Raw genomic sequence first — 19,370 nt, 5'->3', positions numbered from 1 at the left:
GTCAGGCACCGTTGAACGCGGCCGTGTCGGCCCGTTCCCGGTCCTCGGTGGCCTGTGCGGGCTCGAGCTGGCCGTTGGCCGACGACTCGCCGATCGCGTGGCCGTTCTGGTCGCGGGTGGTCCGGTCGTGACCGTTCCGGCCGGGGCTCTGCTGGGGAGCGCCGCCGCGGCGTGCCTCCTCGATCGCCCAGAACACCGCTTCCGGCGTCGCCGGTGAGGCCAGCTCGACGCTGATGCCGCTCGGTCCGAACGCCGCGGCCGCCTGCCGCAGTGCCTCACGCACCGAGAACGCCAGCATCAGTGGCGGCTCGCCCACCGCCTTGGAGCCGTAGACCGCGCCCTCCTCGGTGGCGCGCTCCAGCAGCGTGACGTTGAACTCCTCCGGCATCTCGGAGAAGCTCGGCAGCTTGTACGTGCTCGCCGCCTGGGTCTGCAGCCTGCCGCGGTGGGGGCCGTCACTGGTGTCCCAGCGCAGGTCCTCCAGCGTCAGCCAGCCCGCGCCCTGGACGAAGCCGCCCTCGACCTGACCGATGTCGATCATCGGCGAGAGGCTGTCGCCGACGTCGTGCACGATGTCCACGCGCCGGATCCGGTAGGCGCCGGTGAAGCCGTCGACCTCCACCTCGGTCGCGGCGGCTCCGTGCGCGAAGTACTTGAACGGCGAACCCCGGAACGACTTCGCGTCCCAGTGCAGGCCCTCGGTCCGGTAGAAGCCCGCGGCCGACAGCTGGACCCGCTGGAAGTACGCGGTGCGCACCAGGTCGTCCCAGGCCACCTCCTTGTCGCTGCCCAGGGAGCGTGCGACGCCCTCGACGATGCGTACGTCCGACGCGTTCGCGCCCAGCTGGGTGGCGGCCACCTGGAGCAGGCGCTCGCGCAGTTGCTCGCAGGCGTTCTTGATCGCCCCGCCGTTGAGGTCGGCGCCTGCGCTTGCGGCGGTGGCTGAGGTGTTGGGCACCTTGTCGGTACGCGTCGGAGCGAGGCGCACCTTCCGCAGCGGGATGCCGAGCGTGGTCGCGGCCACCTGCATCATCTTGGTGTGCAGGCCCTGGCCCATCTCGGTGCCGCCGTGGTTGATCAGGACCGAGCCGTCCTTGTAGATCAGCACCAGCGCGCCGCCCTGGTTGAAGGCGGTGAGGTTGAAGGAGATGCCGAACTTGATGCCGGTGATCGCGACGGCCCGCTTGTTGTGCGGGTGCGCGGCGTTGAACGCGGCGATCTCGCGTTTGCGGTCGGCGATACCGGCGTCCTTGTGCACCTGCTGCCAGACCGTGGCGATCCGCTCGGCCTGTGTGACGGGCTGTCCGTATGGGGTCGTCTGGCCCTGTCCGGGCTGGTAGAAGTTGCGTTCCCGCAGCTCCATGGGGTCCAGGCCGAGCATCGGTGCGCAGCGGCCCAGGATGTCCTCGATCACCAGCATGCCCTGGGGGCCGCCGAAGCCGCGGAAGGCGGTGTTGGAGACGGTGTTGGTCCTGGCGATGAGGCCCGCCACGCGTGCGTTGGGGAGCCAGTAGGTGTTGTCGATGTGGCACAGCGCGCGGGCGAGGACGGGTTCGGAGAGGTCCAGGCTCCAGCCGCCGTCGGCGACGAGGGTGGCGTCCAGGGCCTGGATACGTCCCTCCGCGTCGAAGCCGATCTTCCATGTGGCGTGGAATCCGTGCCGTTTGCCGGACATGGTCAGGTCCTGGGTCCGGTTGAGCCGGAAGCGGACCGGGCGGCCGGTGAGCTTGGCGCCGAGCGCGGCGATGGCCGCGAACCCGTGCGGCTGCATTTCCTTGCCGCCGAAGCCGCCGCCCATGCGCAGGCACTGCACGGTCACTTCGTGGGCGGGGACGCCGAGCACGTGCGAGACGATCTCCTGCGTCTCCGAGGGGTGCTGGGTGCTGCTCTGGATGAACACCTGCCCGTTCTCGTCGATCTGGGCCAGCGCCGCATGGGTCTCGAGGTAGAAGTGCTCCTGTCCGGCGAACTGGAACTCGCCGCTGAGCACGTGTGCGGAGTCGGCGAAGCCCGCGTCGATGTCGCCGGTCTCCATCAGGGGCCGGGCGCCGTGGTAGCTGTCGGCCTCGATCGCTTCCTGGAGTGTGACCAGGGAGGGCAGTTCGTCCAGGTCCACCTGGACGGCCGCCGCGCCGAGCCGGGCTGCTTCCAGGGTCTCGGCCAGCACCCAGGCGACCGCGTGGCCGTGGAACATGACCTCGTCGGGGAAGAGCGGTTCGTCGTGCTTCATGCCCGCGTCGTTGACGCCGGGCACGTCGGCGCCGGTCAGCACGCGGATCACGCCGGGCACGGCGAGCGCGGGCGCGGTGTGCAGCGCGGTGATCCTGCCGCGGGCCTTCATGACCTGTACCGGGTACGCGTGCAGTACGTCCTTGGTGCGCTGGACCAGGTCGTCGGTGTAGAGGGCGCTGCCGGTGACGTGCTGGACGGCACTCTCGTGCGGCATGGAGACGCCGACGACGGGCTTTTCGGGACGCTCGGACAGATGACTCATGACGACACCGCCTCGGTGGTTTGTGCGTGCAGCTTGAGCAGGCTCTGGCCGAGCATCGCGGAGCGGTAGAGGGCGCTGGCGCGATGATCGCTCATCGGGGTGCCCTCCCCGCGCAGCACCCGGGCCGCGGCCTCGACCGTCTCGGCCGACCACGGCTTGCCCTCGAGGGCGGCCTCGGTGGCGAGGGAGCGGATGGGCGTTGCGGCCACGCCGCCCAGGCCGATGCGTGCCCTGCGTACGATCCCGTCCTCGACGTCGAGCGCGAAGGCGACCGCGACGCTGGAGATGTCGTCGAAACGCCGCTTGGCGATCTTGTGGAACGCCGTGACCGGCGACAGTGGCAGTGGGATGCGGACCGCCCGGATCAGCTCACCGGGGCGGCGGACGCTCTGCCGGTATCCGGTGAAGTAGTCCGCGAGCGGGACCACGCGCTCGCCGTCGGCGTCGGCGAGCACCAGCGACGCGTCGAGCGCGAGCAGCACCGGCGGGCTGTCGCCGATGGGCGAGCCGGTGCCCAGGTTGCCGCCGAGGGTGGCGCCGTTGCGGATGAGCCGGGATGCGAACTGCGGGAAGAGCTCGGCGAGCAGCGGGACGTCTCCGTCCAGGCGGCGCTCGATCTCCGTGAGCGTCAGCGCCGCCCCGATCTCGACGTGGTCGGACTCGACGCGCAGCTCCCGCAGTTCGGGCAGCCGGTCGACGGCGACCACGCAATCGGCCCGGCGGGAGCGGATGTTGACTTCGACGCCCCAGTCGGTGGAACCGGCGACCACGACGGCGTCGGGCCGCTCACGCAGCAGCTGCAACGTCTCGTTCAGGGTGTTCTTCCGCAGGAACGTACAGCCGTCCTGGGTGTACTCCGTGGTGACGGGCACGGGCGGAGCCTGCTCGCGGCGCGCGGCCAGCGGGTCGTCCTCGGTGGGCGCGCCGACGGCGAACGCGGCGTCGCGGATGGGGCGGTAGCCGGTGCAGCGGCACAGGTTTCCACTCAGCGCGTGCAGGTCGAAGCCGTTCGGCCCGTGCTCGGGGTCCGCACTCGCGTCCGCCTCCGCACCATGGCCGGTTGCCGCGCCGCCGCCCTCTTCCGCACCGGTTCCGGCGTGCTCGCAGCGGCCCGGGCGGTAGTACTCCGCGGCCATGCTGCAGACGAATCCCGGTGTGCAGTAGCCGCATTGGGAGCCGCCACGGACCGCCATCTCCTCCTGTACGGGGTGCAGGGCGGGCATCGCACCTGGTTCACCGGCCGTGGCGAGCCCTTCGGAGGTGATGATCTCCTGGCCGTCGAGTGCGGCGGCCGGGACCAGGCAGGCGTTGACCGCGACCCAGTCGGTGGGTTTGTGCACTCCGGGCTTGGCCACCATGACCGAGCAGGCCCCGCACTCACCCTCGGCACAGCCCTCCTTGGTGCCGGTGAGGCCGCGCTCGCGCAGGAAGTCCAGCGCAGTGGTGTGGGGTGTGGCGGGCGAGAGCGGCACCTCTTTCCCGTTGACCGTGATCCGTGCCTCTGCCCCGCCGGGCAGCTGTTCCGGTGCGTGATCGGTCGATGTCATGTTCGCCAATTTCAGGCAGCTTTCTGTGTTCAGACGCGCCTCGTGAGAGAAACGGGCGCGGGAGGGCACGGGACAGCGACGTGCCGAAAAGTGGTGGAAAGAAGACCGGAAAGTGCCGCAGAGCGGCCCATCAGGACGGCGTACTCAGCAGCCGTGCGCGATCCGGCCCGGGGCCCAGGCAGTGCACTGGGCGAGGCGACCGAGGTCAGAGCTGATGTACATCTGCTGGTCGCCTCCCTTCGATGCCATGGGTCAGTGTCATCGCAAGGTAGTGACTTGCTTCACGCAGGTCAAGGGGGTGCCATCGGTGGCGGGTGCGGCACGGCGACACCTCTCGACCTGCTCAGTACGCCGTGCCGCTCAAAGCACTGTCGTCAAACGCCCTTCAGCACACGATCAAGTGCCGCCCGGCCTACAGGTCCCCAGTTCGGCTTGCCGCCAGGAAGGCCCCGATCTCCGTTCTGTCCCATGAGCATCAGGAAGAGGCTTTTCACAGCAGCCAGCCCGCGGGCGCGCTGGATCGCCGCCTCGTCTGCATGCTCGTACGCATCGAAGAACCGTGCGGCCATGCCCGCGGGCAGCAACACCCATGCGGCGGCAAGGTCCCACGCCGGGTCACCGGCGAACAGGTCACCGAAGTCGACGATGCCCGAGAGCGTTCCGTCCGAGACGACGACGTTCGCCGGATGGAGGTCGCCGTGTACCCACACCGGCGGGCCCTCCCATGCGTGGGCTGCGACGGCGTCGTCCCAGACCGCCCGGACGTCGGCAGCGATGTCGTCGAGGGCAACGGCCTGGAGGAAATTCTCGAAGCCGTCCGTGCAGTTCCTGGGATGGGCGCCGCGGTCCGTGGCGGTCGGCGCCTCGGCGGGCGCCTCCACATGGAGCGCCCGGAGGAAGCCCGCCAGGGTGTCGGCCGCGTGGGCGCCGCGGGTGATCGCGCCATGGTCCAGTGGCTCACCGGCAACCCACGTCATCACGGTCCAGTGCTTGGGAAAACGCACGGACGGCTCGCCGAACCGCACCGGGGTCGGCACAGGGAGCGGCAGGTGCGGGGCCAGCACTGGCAGCCACCGACGCTCCTTGAGCTGGAGCTCCGGGGTGGGGTCCATGCGCTGCATCCGCACGGCCAACTCGTCCCCCAGGCGCCACATTTGGTTGCCCCAGCCGCCCGGCACCTCGCGGATGGCCAGCCCCGCAAGGTCTGGATGTTGCTCCTGCAGCAAGTCGCGGACCAGGTCTGCGGTGATCTCGATCTCGGTGTCGGTCATGCGAAGTCACAGTACTGAGGCGGCACCGGGCCGTACCCACGCGGTATGCCGGGTCAGCGGTCCGCGAGCTGGTTGTTGCGGTCGATCTCCGGCATGTGCGTCTCGGCCCAGACCCGTAGGGCGGCGAGCGGTTCTTCGAGGGACAGGCCGAGCTCGGTGAGCCGGTAGTGGACGGCGGGCGGCACGGTGGGTTCCACGCGGCGCGCGACCAGGCCGTCGCGGACGAGGCTCTGCAGGGTGACGGACAGCATCTTCTGTGAGATGCCCGGGATACGGCGCCGCAGTTCCGCGAAACGGATCTCTCCCGGAGCCTCCTCGGCCAGCACCTTGACCGTCATCGACGTCCACTTGGTGCCGATACGGTCGAGCAACTGGCGGGTCGGGCAGAGCGGATCCAGCAGGTCCCCGCGCTCACCGGGTTGCTGGTCACGTCCGCCGGGACTCGACGTGGTCACCTGGGGCTCACCACCTGAAGAGAAAGTGCCGTCTTGGGCAGACCAGGTTAGTTCCCTAGCGTGACCTGGTCACCATCACTCACCACGTATCTGGAGTCCCTTCATGCCCGAGCTGCCCGAGCCCCCCGAGCTGCGACGCGTCCTCGCCAACGGTGTCGAACTGAACGTCGCCCTCGCCGGATCGGGCCCGGCCGTCCTGCTGCTGCACGGCTTCCCGCACACCTGGGAACTGTGGACGGACGTCATGGCCGACCTGTCCAACCGCTACCGCGTCATCGCGCCGGACCTGCGCGGGTTCGGCGCAAGCAGCCGGGCCGCCGCCGGGTACGACGCGGGCACCCTGGCCGAGGACGCCGCGGCGCTCCTCACCGCGCTCGACGTGTCCTCGGCCTCGGTGGTGGGCATCGACGCGGGCACCGCACCGGCCTTCCTCCTCGCCCTGCGCCGCCCCGGTCTCGTCCGGCGCCTGGTCGTCATGGAGTCCCTGCTGGGCAGGCTGCCCGGCGCCGGGGACTTCCTCGCCGACGGACCGCCGTGGTGGTTCGGCTTCCACACCGCCGCGCCCGGCCTCGCCGAAACCGTGCTGGAGGGCCACGAGGCCGCCTACGTCGACTGGTTTCTGCGTGCCGGGACGCTCGGCGAGGGGGTGCGCCCCGCCCTCCGGGACGCCTTCGTCCGCGCATACACCGGCCGCGAGGCGCTGAGCCGCGCGTTCTCGTACTACCGGGCGCTGCCCGAGAGCGCGGCACAGATCGAGCAGGCGGTCGCCACAGCCCGCCTGACGGTGCCGACGATGGCGCTGGGCGCCCACCCCGTCGGCGCGGCACTGGAACGCCAACTCCGCCCGGTCACCGACGACCTCACGGGCCACGTCATCGAAGACTGCGGCCACATCATCCCCCTGCACCGTCCGCACGCCCTGCTCAAACTGCTGCGTCCCTTCCTGACCGGCGAGGACAGGAAAGCAGCGTGACTGTACGCCCACCCAGCGCCGGACAGAGAAAAACCGACACCCCATAGACTCGAGAACAGACCCACATCGCGGTTTTGAACGCCAAGATTCTTCTCAAGATCGACGGGGGTATCAGGATGATCTATGCACTGCTGGGCAGGCCCGAGAAGCATTCGGGTGGGATCAGGAACTGCCCATGACTTCCATGGTCGGGCGCGACATCGACCTGCTGAACCTCTCCCTTCAACTCCGGCAGCACAGCGGCCGGTTGTTCACACTCGTCGGGCCCGGTGGCGTCGGCAAGAGCTGTCTTGCCGAGGCCGCGGTGGCCGATGCCGCGCTGTCCGTCGTACGCCATGTGGACGCACACGGCGTGGCGGCCGCTCAAGCGCTGGCCGAGGCGGAGGACATTCCCTCGCTGTCGGCCGAGGCCTGGCTGGTCCTCGACGGCTTCGAAGACGGGTTCGAAGGCGGCTTCGAACCGTCGGGGGGCACCGCGCCCGCCATGGTCGACGCGTTCCTCGACGAGCGGCCACTGCTGCGGATTCTGGCCACCGGTCGCAGGCCGCTGCAGGTCCGCGGCGAGCAGGTGTTCTCCGTGCAGCCGCTGTCCGCGCCCACGCCTCCCTGCCATCAGGAGGTGTCGGAGCTGCATGAATACCCTGCGGTGGCACTCTTCGTCGATCGGGCCAGGAGAATCATCCCCTCCTTCGCCCTGACCGCGTACAACGCCCGGCCCGTCGCCGAGATCTGTGCCCGCCTTGACGGCATTCCCCTCGCCATCGAACTCGCCGCCAACCGGCTTCAGTTGTTCGATCTCAATGTCCTGCTGGCTCGGCTGCGGGACGGCAGGCCGGTCCTCGGGGGTTCGCACCCCGCACGCTCGCCGGGGCACCGCTCCATCGGCGCGATCTCGGAACGCAGCCGCCACCTGCTCGACGAGCGTCAGCGCGAGCTGCTCGACCGGCTGTCGGTGGCCGTCGGCAGCCTGAGCCTCAGCACGATCAAGGAGCTCTGGGGCCTGCCCGCCGACAGGGCGCAACAGGCCGTCGACGCCCTGGTCACCGATGAGCAACTGCGCCTGCAGACAACGGACTCGGAGACCAGGTACTCCGTTTACCACATCGTCCGGGAGTGCGGCCTGGAGCGGCTCGCCGCAACCGGTGCCCTGACCCACGCCCGCGATCAGCACGCCGAGTTCTTCCTGGCACAGGTGCTGGCAGCAGAGCCACACCTGGCCGGGCCGCGGCAGCACGAATGGCTGGGCAGGCTGGAGAGGGATCACGGCAACGTCCAGGCCGCCCTCGCCCAACTCGTCTCGCGGGGGCGGCAGCACGACACGGCCCTGGCCGCACTCGCCCTGCGCCGCTACTGGCTGACGCGCGGTCACCTCGCGGCCGGGGAGCGATGGCTGTCGGACGCCGCGGCTGTGCTCCTCACCGACCCCGGACAACGGGAGCTCACCGCGCGGGCCGAGGCGGCGCGCGGCGCGCTGGCCATGGCCAGCGGGGACGGCCACCTCGCGACGGACTGTTTCCAGCGGGCCGCCATCGCCTACGCGGAGTGCGGGCAGCGCGACCACCAGCTGACCGCCCTCGCCCGACTCGCCGCGGCGCGGCCCGGCGCGGCATCCGGCGACTCCCGGCCCCTGGTGGACCATGTCCTCAAGGCCGCACGGACGTCCCCGGCGCCCGAGGAGGTCGGGGCGGCGGCACTCGCGCTCGCCGCGCAGGTACGCCAGACCGACGTCAAGCTGGCCTCGGAACTCCTCGACGCGGCGGAGACCGTGTGCGCGCGGGCGCAGGACGTGCGCGGCCAAGGGCTCGTCCTGATCCAGCGCGCCGACCTGAGCATCGCGCGCGGCGATCAGGAGCTGGCGGAGAGCCTCCTCCACGAAGGCCTGCTCAGGCTCCAGGCCGTCGGGGAGTGCACCATGCTGCCCCGGGCCCTGGAAGCCCGCGCCTATCTGCTGTGGCAGCGCCTGCCGGAGCAGGGGCGCCGGGTCGCCCGGATACTCGCCGCCTCGGCGGCCATCCGAAAGTCGACCGGAGCGAACCCGCTGCCCGCCACGGCCGTGCCCGCCACCGCCGCGCGGGAGCTGCACAGGCTCTTCTCCGCTCCGGAGTACGAGGCGGCACGACACGAGGGGCGGACCCTGACGCCGTGGGCGGCGGCCCAGGAAGCACTGGCCGCTCCCCTGTCCGCCAGGTCCGCGCCGTCGGCGGCGCCCCGCTCCGCGCGCCTCTCGACCCGCCAGTACGAGGTGGCCCTGCTCGTCAGCAACGGATTGACCAACCGGCAGATCGCCAGTCGGCTCGACCTGTCGGAGTGGACCGTGGTGAACCACGTGCGGCACATCATGCGCCGACTGGACGTGCCGTCCCGTATCCACATCGCCCAGTGGGTGGCGCAGCGGCAGACTCGGTAGCGGCCGAGGGCGGGGGCGGCGGGGCCGGACCCCGAAGAGCCAGGGGCCGGCCCCGCCGCCCTCCGCACTCCGGCCGTACGCAGTGCGGGTCCGTCAGGCCAGGAGTGGACGCAGTTGGCCGATCAGGACCTTGCCGTTCTCGTTCTTGGGAAGCTCCGCGACTCCCAGGACCCGTTCGGGGATGTACCACTCCGTCATTCCGCGCCCGGAGAGAAATGCGTGCAGCTCGGGCAGGTCAGGCGTCCGGTCCGCCCTGGGTGCGAGTACCGCGCACGCGTGTTCCTGGCCGTCCTCGCCCGCGTATCCGATGATCACGGCCTCGCGCACATCGGGGTGGTGCAGGATCTCGCCCTCCACGTCCGCCACGGGGATCATGTACGGCCCCCCGACGCGGCGGCTCGCCCGCCCCTCGAAGTGCACGCCGCCTGCGCCGTCGTCACGGACCAGGTCGCCGGTGTCCATCCACCCTTCGTCGTGCGTCCAGGTCGGCTGCGCCGCACCGCCGTCCACACCGGGCGACCACACCGCGATGCAGACGGAGGGGCCACGGACCCAGAGCCGGTACACGCCGTCCTCCCCCTCGACCTCCCACAGGGAGATCTCCAGGCCTGCGAGGGGACGTCCGTCGCTGCGGACGGCACCGGGCGGCGGCCCCCCTTCTGGGGTGCGGATGCCCATGCCGAGTTCGGTCATTCCCCAACAGGTGCGCACCGGCACCGAGAAGGCGTCGGTGACGTCGGCCACGAGTTTCGGCACCACGGGCGCGCCCCCGCACATGACGAACCGCAGGGCGGGCAACCGGTGCGGGTCCGCCCGCTGCGCCTCGACCAGCTGCGCCGCGAACGGTGGCGCGGCGAACACCTGGGTGACCTGCGCCTTCGCCATCAGCTCCAGCTGCTCCGGCGCGTTCCAGGTGTCCAGATACACCCCGGTCCCCCGGGCGATGATCGGCCCCCAGAGGCAGTACAGGAGACCGGCGAGCCCTGATACGGGGTGGGGCGAGCAGAACACCTCGCCCTCGTCCCAGCCTCGTTCGGCGACACCGGCCGCTGCGGCGGTCCCGGCGTAGAGCGTGTTCTCGGTGTGCAGCACGGCCTTGCGCTCGCCCGTGGTGCCGGAGGTGAACATCACCAGGATCACGGAGTCGAGGTCCCGCCCGGCGGGCACCTCGAGCGGGTGCGGCAGCCGGGTCTCGTGCTCGGTGTGCAGGAAGTACGTGGCGAAGTCGACGGCTCCGTCGGGCACTTTGTCGCCGTAGACGACCCGGTGGCGCAGCTCGGGGAGCTTGGGCGCGACCTCTTCGAGGGCCGCCGCGTAGTCGTGGCCGCCCCAGGTGTCCGGGACGACGCAGAGGCTCGCCCCGGTCACCCGGAGCAGGCGCTCGATCTCACGGCTGCGCATCGTGGGCAGCAGCGGTACGGCGACGGCCCCCGTCCAGGCGCAGGCCAGGGTCAGCGCCGCGGCCTCCCACCAGCCGGGGAGCTGGAAGGCGACCCGGTCACCGCGGCGGACCCCGAGGGAGAGCAAGGCGGCGCCGAACCGTTCGGCGTGGCGGGCGAGTTGGGCGTAGGTGAGGGTGACCGGGTCGGTGGCGTCCGTGCGGGCGGCGACGACTGCGGGTGCGTCGGGCTGCGCGGCGGCCGTGTCGAGGAGGTCCCGGATGATGGAGCGGTCGCGCCACCAGCCGCGCTCGCGCATGCGCGCGGCGATGTCCTCGGGCGGCCGGGCCTCGAAGGGGATCTCCGTGGCTTGCGGTCCGCTCGGTCCGGGGGCGGGGGAAGCGGCGGGCTCAGCCATGCGTTCCCCCGTCCTGCGGGGAGGACAGGATCTCGGGCGCGGGATCGATCAGGTCTCGGGGGAACTCCATGCCCCAGCGCACGAGTTCGATGTACGGCAGGTGCAGTGAGCTCACGGCCACGACCTGCTCGGTGATCCGGCCGTCGCGGACCCGCAGGGTGTGGGCCTCGATGCTCGACCCGCGCTCACCGGTGGGCTCGTGCCCGAGGAACGGGCCGGTGTTGTGCCAGTGCATCGAAAAGCGGAACGCCACCCGGGTGCCGTCCGCGTTCGAGAACTCGTCGTGCAGGGCGATCCGTACGCCGGGGAAGCCCTGGTGTACCGCCTTGCAGAACTGGACGATGAACGGGACGCCCTTGACCCCCCACTTGAGGGGTGTGTAGAAGACGGCGTCCTCGTCGTAGAGCTCGGTGAGGGTGTCCCAGTCCTGCTCTCCTAGGGCCCGGATGTATCGCTGGATGAGCGTCTCGCCGTTCAATTTTCGCCCTGCCTTCTCATGTCGTGGTGCCTGTCGGTCCGTCGTCCGTGTCGGGGCGGCTCTCCCACGGCCGGTGGGGCTCCGCCCTCAACCAGGACCGACGCAGCGGCGCCGCGAAGTGTGACAGCACCGCTCTGACCAGGGGTTTCCATTCCGGGCCGCTGCCCATGTCACGGTTTCGCGCCCGGCTGCGTCGGTCCTGTTGGAAGCACCTCACACGACTACGAACGAGAGGCCGCGGGATGGTCACGGACGCACCACGTACTCGACAGCGGAACCCCTGGCTGGTGCTGACGGTGCTCTGCACGAGCTCCTTCATGACGCTGCTGGACACGACGATCGTCACGATCGCCATTCCCGAGATGGCGGCGGGGCTCGGCGCGTCGCTGGACGACATCCTCTGGTTCGCCAACGCCTACATGCTGGTCTTCGCGGCGCTGCTGCTGCTCTCCGGACGGCTCGGCGACCGCTTCGGGGCTCAACGCGTCTTCGCCACCGGACTCACGGTCTTCACCCTGGCATCGGTGGTGTGCGGGCTCGTGGACACGCCGGGTCAGATGATCGCGGCCCGGGCGGTCCAGGGGCTCGGCGCCGCGGTGATGATGCCGCAGACCCTGGCCCTGATCAGCGCCGTCTTCCCGGCGGAGCGGCGCGGGGCGGCCTTCGGCGTGTGGTCGGCGGTCGCGGGCCTGGCGACGGTCGCCGGTCCCACCCTCGGCGGCGCGCTGGTCTCCGGCCTCGACTGGCGCTGGATCTTCTTCATCAATCTCCCGATCGGCGCGGCGGCCCTGTTGGGCGCGATCGTCGTGGTGCCCGACATCCGGAGGGAGCAGCGGCCCTCGCTGGACCTGACGGGCGCCGTGCTGGCCACGGCGGGCCTCAGCCTGATCGTGTACGGATTGATCGAGGGCGAGCGCTACGACTGGGGCACCATCGAGTCCTTCCTCAGCATCCCGCTGGTCCTCGCGCTCGGCGTGGTGCTCCTCGGGGTCTTCGCGCTGCACCAGCGGACCCGTCAGGGGCAGCGTCCGCTGGTGCCGTTCGAGCTGTTCCGCAGCCGCGGGTTCACCATCTCCGCCCTGCTCGGCGCGATGTTGCTGTTCGGTTCCATCGGCGTGCTGCTGCCGCTCACCCTCTACCTGCAGTCCGTGCTCGGGGTCTCCGCGGGGGAGGCAGGTCTCGCCCTGGTGCCCGGCCCCCTGATCTCGATGGTCGTGGCACCCCTGGCCGGAAACGCGGTCGGCAAGCTGGGGGGCCGCAAGCTCCTCATCCCCGGCATGCTGATCTTCGGAGCCGGTATCGCCCTCATCGCGGTCATGGCCAAGCCGGACTCCGACGTATGGGCCATCGTCCCGGGCCAGCTCGTCTTCGGTGTCGGCATGGGTCTGGTGTTCGCGCCCACCAGCACGCTCGCCATGCAGGAGATCCCGCCGCAGCTGACCGGTGTCGCCTCCGGCATGTTCACCACGTTCCGGCAGATCGGCGCAGTCGTCGGAGGTGCCGCGGTCGGCGCCCTCCTGCAGAACCGGCTCGCCGCCGAGGGTGTCCCGGAGGAGGTGCGCCAGCAGGCCGGGCGGCTCACGGATTCGGTGTACGCCGAAGGGCTCACCGACGCGGTGCGCTATGGCCTCTTCCTGACGGTCGCGGTGGCCGTCGTCGCCGCCGCACTCGCCATGTTCCTGCCGCCGGCCCGGCGCCCCGAGCCGGAATTGTCCGCGCAGCCCCGTACGGAATCGGATGTCGTCCAGGCGCGGGACTAGCAGAATTCCTTCCGCGATATCGGCCTGTTCCCGGTTCCCGGAGAGGTATTTCTCATCTGGAATTAATGAACGTCCTCCGAGCCACCGCTCGAGAACGGCAAGAATCGGTATGAGTCGCGAGAGGCCACGATTGTAGACTCGGTGGGCAGTTGGCGATCGATCCCGATGCGCCCTGAACCTGAGTGAACGTGGAACGGAGAGTCATGGCCGAGGCGACAGCCACCTCCGAGCGATCCGGCACCTCGGATCCGTTCGAACGGTACCGGCAGCTGCTGTTCGGCATCTCGTACCGCATGCTCGGCACCGTCGCCGATGCCGAGGACGTCGTCCAGGAGACCTGGCTGCGGTGGCAGCGCATCGACCCTGACGTCGTGGCCGATCCACGCGGCTACCTGGTGCGGGCCGTCACCCGCACCTCCATCGACGAGATGCGTCGCAGCCGGGCCCGGCGCGAGGAGTACGTGGGGCCCTGGCTGCCCGAGCCGCTGCTGGTCTCCTCCGACGTCGCCGTGGAGTCCTCACTGCTCGGCGAGTCGGTGGGCATGGCGGTCCTGGTGATGATGGAGACGCTGTCCCCGCTCGAGCGTGTGGTGTTCGTGCTGCACGAGGTGTTCGGGTTCAGCTTCCCCGAGGTCGCCGAGGCGGTCGACCGCAGCGAACAGGCCGTGCGGCAGCTCGGCAGCCGGGCCCGGCGCCGGGTGCGGCTGCGTGACCGGCGCTTCGAGTCGGACAGTCGGCGGGTCCGTGAGATCACCGAGCGCTTCGTCGCCGCCTGCCTCGACGGCGACATGGAGTCGCTCATGACGGTGCTGGCCCCCGACGTGACCATGTGGGCGGACGGCAACGGCCATGCGGAGACCCCGCGCGTTCCGCTGCACGGGGCCACCGGTGTCGCCGAGTACTTCGCGTCCACCGCGGGCACCTATCCGGCCGGGCTCGTGGTGCGGATGGATGTGCAGCACGACGGCATGCCCGCCGCCGTACTGGCCACTCCCGCAGGGGTGTTCGCCGTGGTCACCGCGGACGTCGACCTGACGGGCGACCTCCCCCGGATCACCGCCGTACGCGCGGTACGCAACCCCGAGAAGCTCGGCCGGATCCCGGTCACCCCCTGAGCTGCCGCGGCACGTCCCGAGAGTCCCGGGACGTCGGCCGCGGTCCGGTCACTCCGCCACGGCGTCCGGAGCGTCCTGGTGCTGCCGTCCCAGCACCCACTTCGCCACGTGGAGGCGCGACGGCACCTCCAACCGGCGCATGACCTCCCGGACGTGGTTCACCACGGTCCACTCCGACAACCGCAGCTGCTGTGCTATCTGGCGGTTGGTCATCCCCTGGCTGACCAGCACCGCCACCTCGTGCTGACGGGCCGTGAGCTGCGTCGGTCGGGGCGCCGCCGAGGCGGGCCCGGCGGGCGGCGGGCCGAAGGCGAGCGCCTCGCCCGCGGCCGCGACGGCGGAGAGCACCCGGCCTTCCCGCCACGCCGCCGCGTATTCGGAGCCTGACAACCGGCGGCGCATGTCGGGCAGGGCGGCGGCCGCGCCGTGGACCATCGGCGGCGGATGCGCCCCGGTCGACTCCCGCACGGCGGACGCGGCCGCGAGCAGTCGGGCCAGCCGGTGCCCCTGGTGCGGCAGCCGGTGCCACAGGTGCACCGCTTGGGTCTCAAGCACCATGGGCAGCACCATGTGCTCCCCGATGGACCGCAGCCGGTACAGCCCCTTCCACAGCAGCTGTTCCGACAGCGCCCGGTCGCCCCGGGAGTCGGCCAACGCCCCACGCATGCCGAGGACCAGCGCCTCGCCCCGGACGTCCCGCGCCCGCATGAACAGTGCGTTGGCCACCTCCAGCAGGTCGGCGGTGAGCTTGGCGTCGGTGGACGCGCTGCCGACCGCCAGTGGCAGGGCGGCGTTCGCCACCTCGACGGTCGCCTGCTCGTGGTCCGCCACGCGGAGCAGCTGCACCGCGGCCTGGTGCACCGTTTCGGGCCCCGTGGGCCGGTGGTCGGTGGAGGCGAGCCAGGCGAGCGCGGCCCCCTCGTGGGCGGTGTCGCCCTGCTCGCGGAAGACGCGGGCCGCGCGCCAGAAGCAGTCCGCCGCCAGCCGCACGCTGCCGCGCACCAGGGCCACCTCGCCCCGTGCCGCCTCGGCCCGCGCGGCCTGTTCCTCGTGTCCGGGAGTGGCGGCGAACGCCTGCGCCGCCTTGGCCAGCCACTGTTCGCCGAGGTCGAGGTGGCCGCGCACCAGCCAGAAGCGGTGCAGGGCGAGGGCGGCGCGGGCCGCGTCCACGTGGCGGCCGCTCGCTTCCAGACAGGTCAGCGCGGCCAGCAGGTCCTCGTGCAGCGGGGCAAGGCGCTGGAGCCACTGCGCCTGTTGCGGCCCTGTCAGGTAGGGCTCGGCTTCCAGGGCGAGCAGCAGGAAGTACTCCGCGTGCCGACGCCGGGCGTCCGGCAACTCGCCCTCGGCGGACAGTCGCTCCAGGCAGAACTCGCGGACGGTGTTGAACATCGTGAACCGCGGCTCGTCGCCGCCCGGCGTCACCCGTAGGAGATGGTGGCCGACCAACGTCTCCACCGCCTGTTCCGTCCGGTGCGTGGGCAGGTCCCAGAACTCCTCGGCGGTGGGCAAGTTCGTGTCGGCCGTGAAGACCGAGAGCCGGGTGAGCAGCGCGCGCTGCTCCTCGTCGAGCAGCCGGAAGCTGTGCTCGGCGATCGAGCGGATGCTGCGGTGCATCGGCGAGCGCACGGCCCGCCTGCCGTCCGGCACCGGCTGGTCCTGGCGCAGTCGGGTCAGCAGACCGTCCACCCGGAAGAGGCGCAGCTTCTCGGCGACCAGCTCGATCGCCAGCGGCAGTCCGTCCATGCGGGTGCAGATTTCCGCCACCACCCGGGCGTTCTGCGCGGTCAGCGCGAACGACGGGTCGATCGCCCGGGCGCGCTCGACGAACAGCTGCACCGCGGCGTAGTCCTGGAGTTCGAGGACGTCCTGCCGGTACGGCGAGGGCGGGGCCTGCAGTGGCGGTACGGGGAAGAACTGCTCCCCGTACAGGCGCAGCGCACGGCGGCTGGTGGCGAGGACGCGCAGTCCGGGCACATGGCTCAGCAGGGTGTCGACCGCGGCGGCGGTGGCGTCGGCGGCCTGTTCGCACCCGTCGAGCAGCAACAGGCACGGCTCGTCGGGCAGCAGGGCGGCCATCGTCTCGGTGAGGTCGTCGCGCCCGGTGGTCCCGTGCAGATCCAGATAGGCGACCCGGGCGATCCGGGCATCGGCCACGGCCTCGCAGGCCAACCTGCTCTTGCCGACTCCGCCGGGGCCGGTCAGGGTGATCAGCCGGTGTGTTTCCTCGCCGAGCAGTGCGGAGAGGGTGAGGACTTCCAGGTCGCGTCCCACCAGCGTGTCGTGGTGGCTGGGCAGGCGGGACGCCATGTCGATGATCAGCTGTGGGGACAGTTCCCCGGTGGCGAGCGCCACGGCCGTCATGGGGATATCACGATCACTAATGGCGCGAATTGCCCGTGTACAGGCAAATGAAGTCTCGCATTCCGCATAACACTACCCCCGTAGTTCCCCATGCGTGAACCTCTGGAGAAAGCATACGGACCGCATATCTCCAGGGGAACCTTCTTTTCACTTTCATGGTTTCACTGTCGCCTCCCCTTTAGATGGGGGGACGAGCTGTCCATGTCAGAATTCCCATTCCGCTCTGGTTTCGTCAGTACCAACCGACAGGCCACTCCGAAGACAAGACCCCACAAAGCCGCTCCGAGTCCCCACAAGGTGAGACCGGAAGCGGTGGTGAGAAATGCGACGATCGCGGGGGTTCGGCTGTCCGCCTCGGTGAATGCCGCCGACATGCTGCCGCCCAGGGCACCCAGCAGGGCGACGCCCGCGGCCGCCGAGATCAGGTCCTGCGGAAGCGCCGCGAACAGGTCGGCGACGGTCGCCCCGCACAGGCCCACCACGACGTAGAACACCCCGCAGCTCAATCCGGCCACGTAGCGGCGGGCACGGTCCTCGTGAGCGTCAGGACCGGCACAGATCGCCGCCGTGATCGCGCCGAGGTTGATCGCGTGGGCCCCGAACGGCGCGAAGACAGCCGATGCCACACCCGTGTCACGGACCAACTGCCCCGAGGGCACCGCGTACCCGGCCTCCCTGAGCGCCCCCACCCCCGGCGCGTTCTGCGCCGACATGGTCACCAGGAACAGCGGCAGCGTCAGGCTCACCAGCGCCTCTCCGGGCCACGCGGGCACGGTGAACACCGGGGCGGCGAGGGCGAGACGGGTTCCGCCGAGGGACAGCGTGCCGGTGGCGCCCGCCACCGCGACGGCCGCGGCGAGCGGTGCCGCGATGGCATACCGGGGCGCCACCCGCTGGCAGACCACGTACCCGGCGATCATCACCCCGGCCACGGCCGGACCGCTCTCCAGCGCCCGGAAGGCGTCCAGGCCGAACCGCAGCAGGATCCCGGCCAGTACGGCAGAGACCACGGCACCCGGGATGCGCCGCATCAGCGCGTCGAACCAGCCCGTCACCCCCACCAGTACGGTCAGCGCGGCGGCGGCCAGATACGCCCCGATCGCCGTCGCGTACGGAACGTCGGCCAGCTGGGTGACCAGCAGCGCCGCACCCGGGGTCGACCAGGCGGCCACGATGGGCGCGCGGCACCGCAGGCTCAGCACGAACCCGGTCACACCACTGCCCACGGCGATCGCCCAGATCCACGAGGAGAGCTGGGCCTCGTCCAGATCACCGGCGTGCGCGGCCTGGACGACGATGGTCAGGGGCCCCGCGAAGGAGACGACGACCGCGACGGCCCCCGCGACGACCGCGGAGACGGACGCGTCCTGCCACACCCGCCGCGCGCGGCCGCCGAGGGCCTCCGCCATCAGAGGATCTCGACGTTGGCGGCAGGCCGCAGCCGCCGCTGGCAGTCCAGGACATGCCGGGCTCCGCGCAGCACCACGTCGTAGTCGAAGTCGTCGTGGGCGGTGAGCAGCACCACCGCGTCCGCGGCGGCCACCTCCTCCTCGGTGAGCTCCACCCTGCGCACCCGGGCGTCCAGCGGCACGGACTCGCGTACGTGCGGGTCCACCGCGTGCACCTGGGCGCCGGTGCGCAGCAGCAGCTCGGCGACCTTCACCGCCGGCGACTCGCGGGCGTCACCGGTGTTGCGCTTGTACGCAAGACCGAGCAGCAGCACGCGGGAGCCGTTCGCCGGACGCTGGAGCTCGTTGAGGGCTTCGACCAGGCGCTGCACCACGTACTGCGGCATCTGGCTGTTGACGTCGTTGGCGAGGTCGACGAAGCGGAACCGGCGGCCCAGCTCACGCTCCACCCGCCAGGAGAGGTAGCGGGGGTCGACCGGCAGGCAGTGGCCGCCCACGCCGGGCCCCGGTGTGAACGGCATGAAGCCGAACGGCTTGGAGGAGGCCGCGTCGATCGCTTCCCAGACGTCGACGCCGAGTTCACGCGCGATCACCGCCATTTCGTTGACGAGCGCGATGTTGACGTGCCGGTAGGTGTTCTCCAGGAGCTTGGTCAGTTCGGCGGTCTTCGGGTCGCGCACCGGCACGGTCCGCTCGACCACCGTGTCGTAGAACTCCTCGGTGCGGCGCAGGGACTCCGCGTCCACACCCGACACGATCTTCGGGGTGGTGCGCAGGGTCCAGCGCCGGTTTCCCGGGTCGATGCGCTCGGGGCTGTAGCCGAGGTGGAAGTCGGTGCCGGGGCACAGGCCGCTCTCCTTCTGGAGCAGCGCGCCGAACACGTCCTCGGTGGTACCCGGGTAGGTGGTGGACTCCAGCACGACCAGCGCTCCCGGCCGCAGATGCCCTGCCAGCGTCAGCGCGGCCTCCTCGATGCAGCTCAGGTCGGGGACGTCGTCGAGGAGCGGAGTCGGCACGGTGACCACGGCCACGTCGAATCCGGCGAGCTCCGCCGCGTCAGTCGTGGGGCGGTAGGCCCCGGACTGCAGCGCCTTGGTCAGTCGCTGCTCGCCCACGTCCTCCACGTAGGAGTCGCCCGACCTCAGCCGGGCGATCCGTCCTTCGTCCACGTCGTAGCCGACGACCGTGTGGCCCGCCTCCACCGCCCCCACGGCCAGCGGCAGCCCCACATACCCTTGGCCGACCACCACCACGCGGCGGCCCGCGCTGCGCGGGACGGCGTCGTTCTTCGTTCCGGACATCG

At 70.9% G+C, this 19,370-nt stretch carries 13 protein-coding genes; 4 read left to right on the top strand and 9 right to left on the bottom strand.

Annotated features, from left to right (window positions below; translation table 11 throughout):
• Window position 1: 1 nt before the first annotated feature.
• The 4 genes from xdhB to ABZV77_RS14330 form a co-directional block, all read right to left on the bottom strand.
• On the bottom strand, window positions 2-2,494 hold the full coding sequence (gene xdhB / locus ABZV77_RS14345; protein ID WP_356255323.1) for a xanthine dehydrogenase molybdopterin binding subunit: 2,493 nt from the start codon (window positions 2,492-2,494) through the stop codon (window positions 2-4).
• Window positions 2,491-4,041 (bottom strand): FAD binding domain-containing protein, encoded by a 1,551-nt coding sequence (locus ABZV77_RS14340; protein WP_356255320.1) that lies wholly within the window; start codon window positions 4,039-4,041, stop codon window positions 2,491-2,493. The genes xdhB and ABZV77_RS14340 overlap by 4 nt, the downstream gene beginning before the upstream one ends.
• 374 nt (window positions 4,042-4,415) lie before the next feature.
• Window positions 4,416-5,312, bottom strand: coding sequence for an aminoglycoside phosphotransferase family protein (locus tag ABZV77_RS14335; protein ID WP_356255317.1), 897 nt, complete (start codon window positions 5,310-5,312; stop codon window positions 4,416-4,418).
• A 53-nt stretch (window positions 5,313-5,365) separates the two neighbouring features.
• On the bottom strand, window positions 5,366-5,767 hold the full coding sequence (locus ABZV77_RS14330; RefSeq protein ID WP_356255314.1) for a helix-turn-helix domain-containing protein: 402 nt from the start codon (window positions 5,765-5,767) through the stop codon (window positions 5,366-5,368).
• 103 nt (window positions 5,768-5,870) lie between these two features.
• Here ABZV77_RS14330 and ABZV77_RS14325 point away from each other — a divergent pair, with 103 nt between their 5' ends.
• Window positions 5,871-6,740, top strand: a complete 870-nt coding sequence (locus ABZV77_RS14325) for an alpha/beta hydrolase (RefSeq protein ID WP_356255312.1) — start codon at window positions 5,871-5,873, stop codon at window positions 6,738-6,740.
• A 175-nt stretch (window positions 6,741-6,915) separates the two neighbouring features.
• Window positions 6,916-9,147 (top strand): LuxR C-terminal-related transcriptional regulator, encoded by a 2,232-nt coding sequence (locus ABZV77_RS14320; RefSeq protein WP_356255309.1) that lies wholly within the window; start codon window positions 6,916-6,918, stop codon window positions 9,145-9,147.
• Between the two features lie 93 nt (window positions 9,148-9,240).
• Here ABZV77_RS14320 and ABZV77_RS14315 read toward each other — a convergent pair whose 3' ends face one another.
• Both ABZV77_RS14315 and ABZV77_RS14310 read right to left on the bottom strand, forming a co-directional pair.
• Window positions 9,241-10,944, bottom strand: a complete 1,704-nt coding sequence (locus tag ABZV77_RS14315) for an AMP-binding protein (protein WP_356255306.1) — start codon at window positions 10,942-10,944, stop codon at window positions 9,241-9,243.
• Entirely contained in the window at window positions 10,937-11,422 is a 486-nt protein-coding gene (locus tag ABZV77_RS14310; RefSeq protein WP_356255303.1) for a nuclear transport factor 2 family protein, read from the bottom strand. The genes ABZV77_RS14315 and ABZV77_RS14310 overlap by 8 nt, the downstream gene beginning before the upstream one ends.
• A 167-nt stretch (window positions 11,423-11,589) precedes the next feature.
• Here ABZV77_RS14310 and ABZV77_RS14305 point away from each other — a divergent pair, with 167 nt between their 5' ends.
• The gene (locus ABZV77_RS14305; RefSeq protein WP_356255300.1) at window positions 11,590-13,182 is read left to right on the top strand and encodes a DHA2 family efflux MFS transporter permease subunit; all 1,593 of its coding nucleotides are present in this window, start codon (window positions 11,590-11,592) and stop codon (window positions 13,180-13,182) included.
• Between the two features lie 203 nt (window positions 13,183-13,385).
• Window positions 13,386-14,297, top strand: a complete 912-nt coding sequence (sigJ, locus tag ABZV77_RS14300; protein ID WP_356255298.1) for an RNA polymerase sigma factor SigJ — start codon at window positions 13,386-13,388, stop codon at window positions 14,295-14,297.
• A 48-nt stretch (window positions 14,298-14,345) separates the two neighbouring features.
• Here sigJ and ABZV77_RS14295 read toward each other — a convergent pair whose 3' ends face one another.
• The 3 genes from ABZV77_RS14295 to ABZV77_RS14285 all read right to left on the bottom strand — a co-directional run bounded on the left by ABZV77_RS14295 (window position 14,346) and on the right by ABZV77_RS14285 (window position 19,368).
• On the bottom strand, window positions 14,346-16,658 hold the full coding sequence (locus tag ABZV77_RS14295; RefSeq protein WP_356255295.1) for a LuxR C-terminal-related transcriptional regulator: 2,313 nt from the start codon (window positions 16,656-16,658) through the stop codon (window positions 14,346-14,348).
• Between the two features lie 161 nt (window positions 16,659-16,819).
• Window positions 16,820-18,067, bottom strand: a complete 1,248-nt coding sequence (locus ABZV77_RS14290; protein ID WP_356255292.1) for a benzoate/H(+) symporter BenE family transporter — start codon at window positions 18,065-18,067, stop codon at window positions 16,820-16,822.
• A complete protein-coding gene (locus ABZV77_RS14285; protein ID WP_356255289.1) occupies window positions 18,067-19,368 on the bottom strand; it encodes a nucleotide sugar dehydrogenase in 1,302 nt (433 codons plus the stop codon). Before ABZV77_RS14285 ends, ABZV77_RS14290 begins: the two co-directional genes overlap by 1 nt.
• Window positions 19,369-19,370: the final 2 nt, after the last annotated feature.

Origin of the sequence: Streptomyces sp. NPDC004732, from assembly GCF_040609235.1 — a bacterium.
GTDB lineage: Bacteria > Actinomycetota > Actinomycetes > Streptomycetales > Streptomycetaceae > Streptomyces.
The sequence above is the reverse complement of the archived record's forward strand: the minus strand, read 5'-3'. Positions and strand labels throughout refer to the sequence as shown.

What these genes read in the sequence shown, in the direction of transcription:
- xdhB (WP_356255323.1), bottom strand. Translation starts at nt 2,494, where the DNA reads ATGAGTCATCTGTCCGAGCGTCCCGAAAAGCCCGTCGTCGGCGTCTCC.
- ABZV77_RS14340 (WP_356255320.1), bottom strand. Translation starts at nt 4,041, where the DNA reads ATGACATCGACCGATCACGCACCGGAACAGCTGCCCGGCGGGGCAGAG.
- ABZV77_RS14335 (WP_356255317.1), bottom strand. Translation starts at nt 5,312, where the DNA reads ATGACCGACACCGAGATCGAGATCACCGCAGACCTGGTCCGCGACTTG.
- ABZV77_RS14325 (WP_356255312.1), top strand. Translation starts at nt 5,871, where the DNA reads ATGCCCGAGCTGCCCGAGCCCCCCGAGCTGCGACGCGTCCTCGCCAAC.
- ABZV77_RS14320 (WP_356255309.1), top strand. Translation starts at nt 6,916, where the DNA reads ATGACTTCCATGGTCGGGCGCGACATCGACCTGCTGAACCTCTCCCTT.
- ABZV77_RS14315 (WP_356255306.1), bottom strand. Translation starts at nt 10,944, where the DNA reads ATGGCTGAGCCCGCCGCTTCCCCCGCCCCCGGACCGAGCGGACCGCAA.
- ABZV77_RS14305 (WP_356255300.1), top strand. Translation starts at nt 11,590, where the DNA reads ATGTCACGGTTTCGCGCCCGGCTGCGTCGGTCCTGTTGGAAGCACCTC.
- sigJ (WP_356255298.1), top strand. Translation starts at nt 13,386, where the DNA reads ATGGCCGAGGCGACAGCCACCTCCGAGCGATCCGGCACCTCGGATCCG.
- ABZV77_RS14295 (WP_356255295.1), bottom strand. Translation starts at nt 16,658, where the DNA reads ATGACGGCCGTGGCGCTCGCCACCGGGGAACTGTCCCCACAGCTGATC.
- ABZV77_RS14290 (WP_356255292.1), bottom strand. Translation starts at nt 18,067, where the DNA reads ATGGCGGAGGCCCTCGGCGGCCGCGCGCGGCGGGTGTGGCAGGACGCG.
- ABZV77_RS14285 (WP_356255289.1), bottom strand. Translation starts at nt 19,368, where the DNA reads ATGTCCGGAACGAAGAACGACGCCGTCCCGCGCAGCGCGGGCCGCCGC.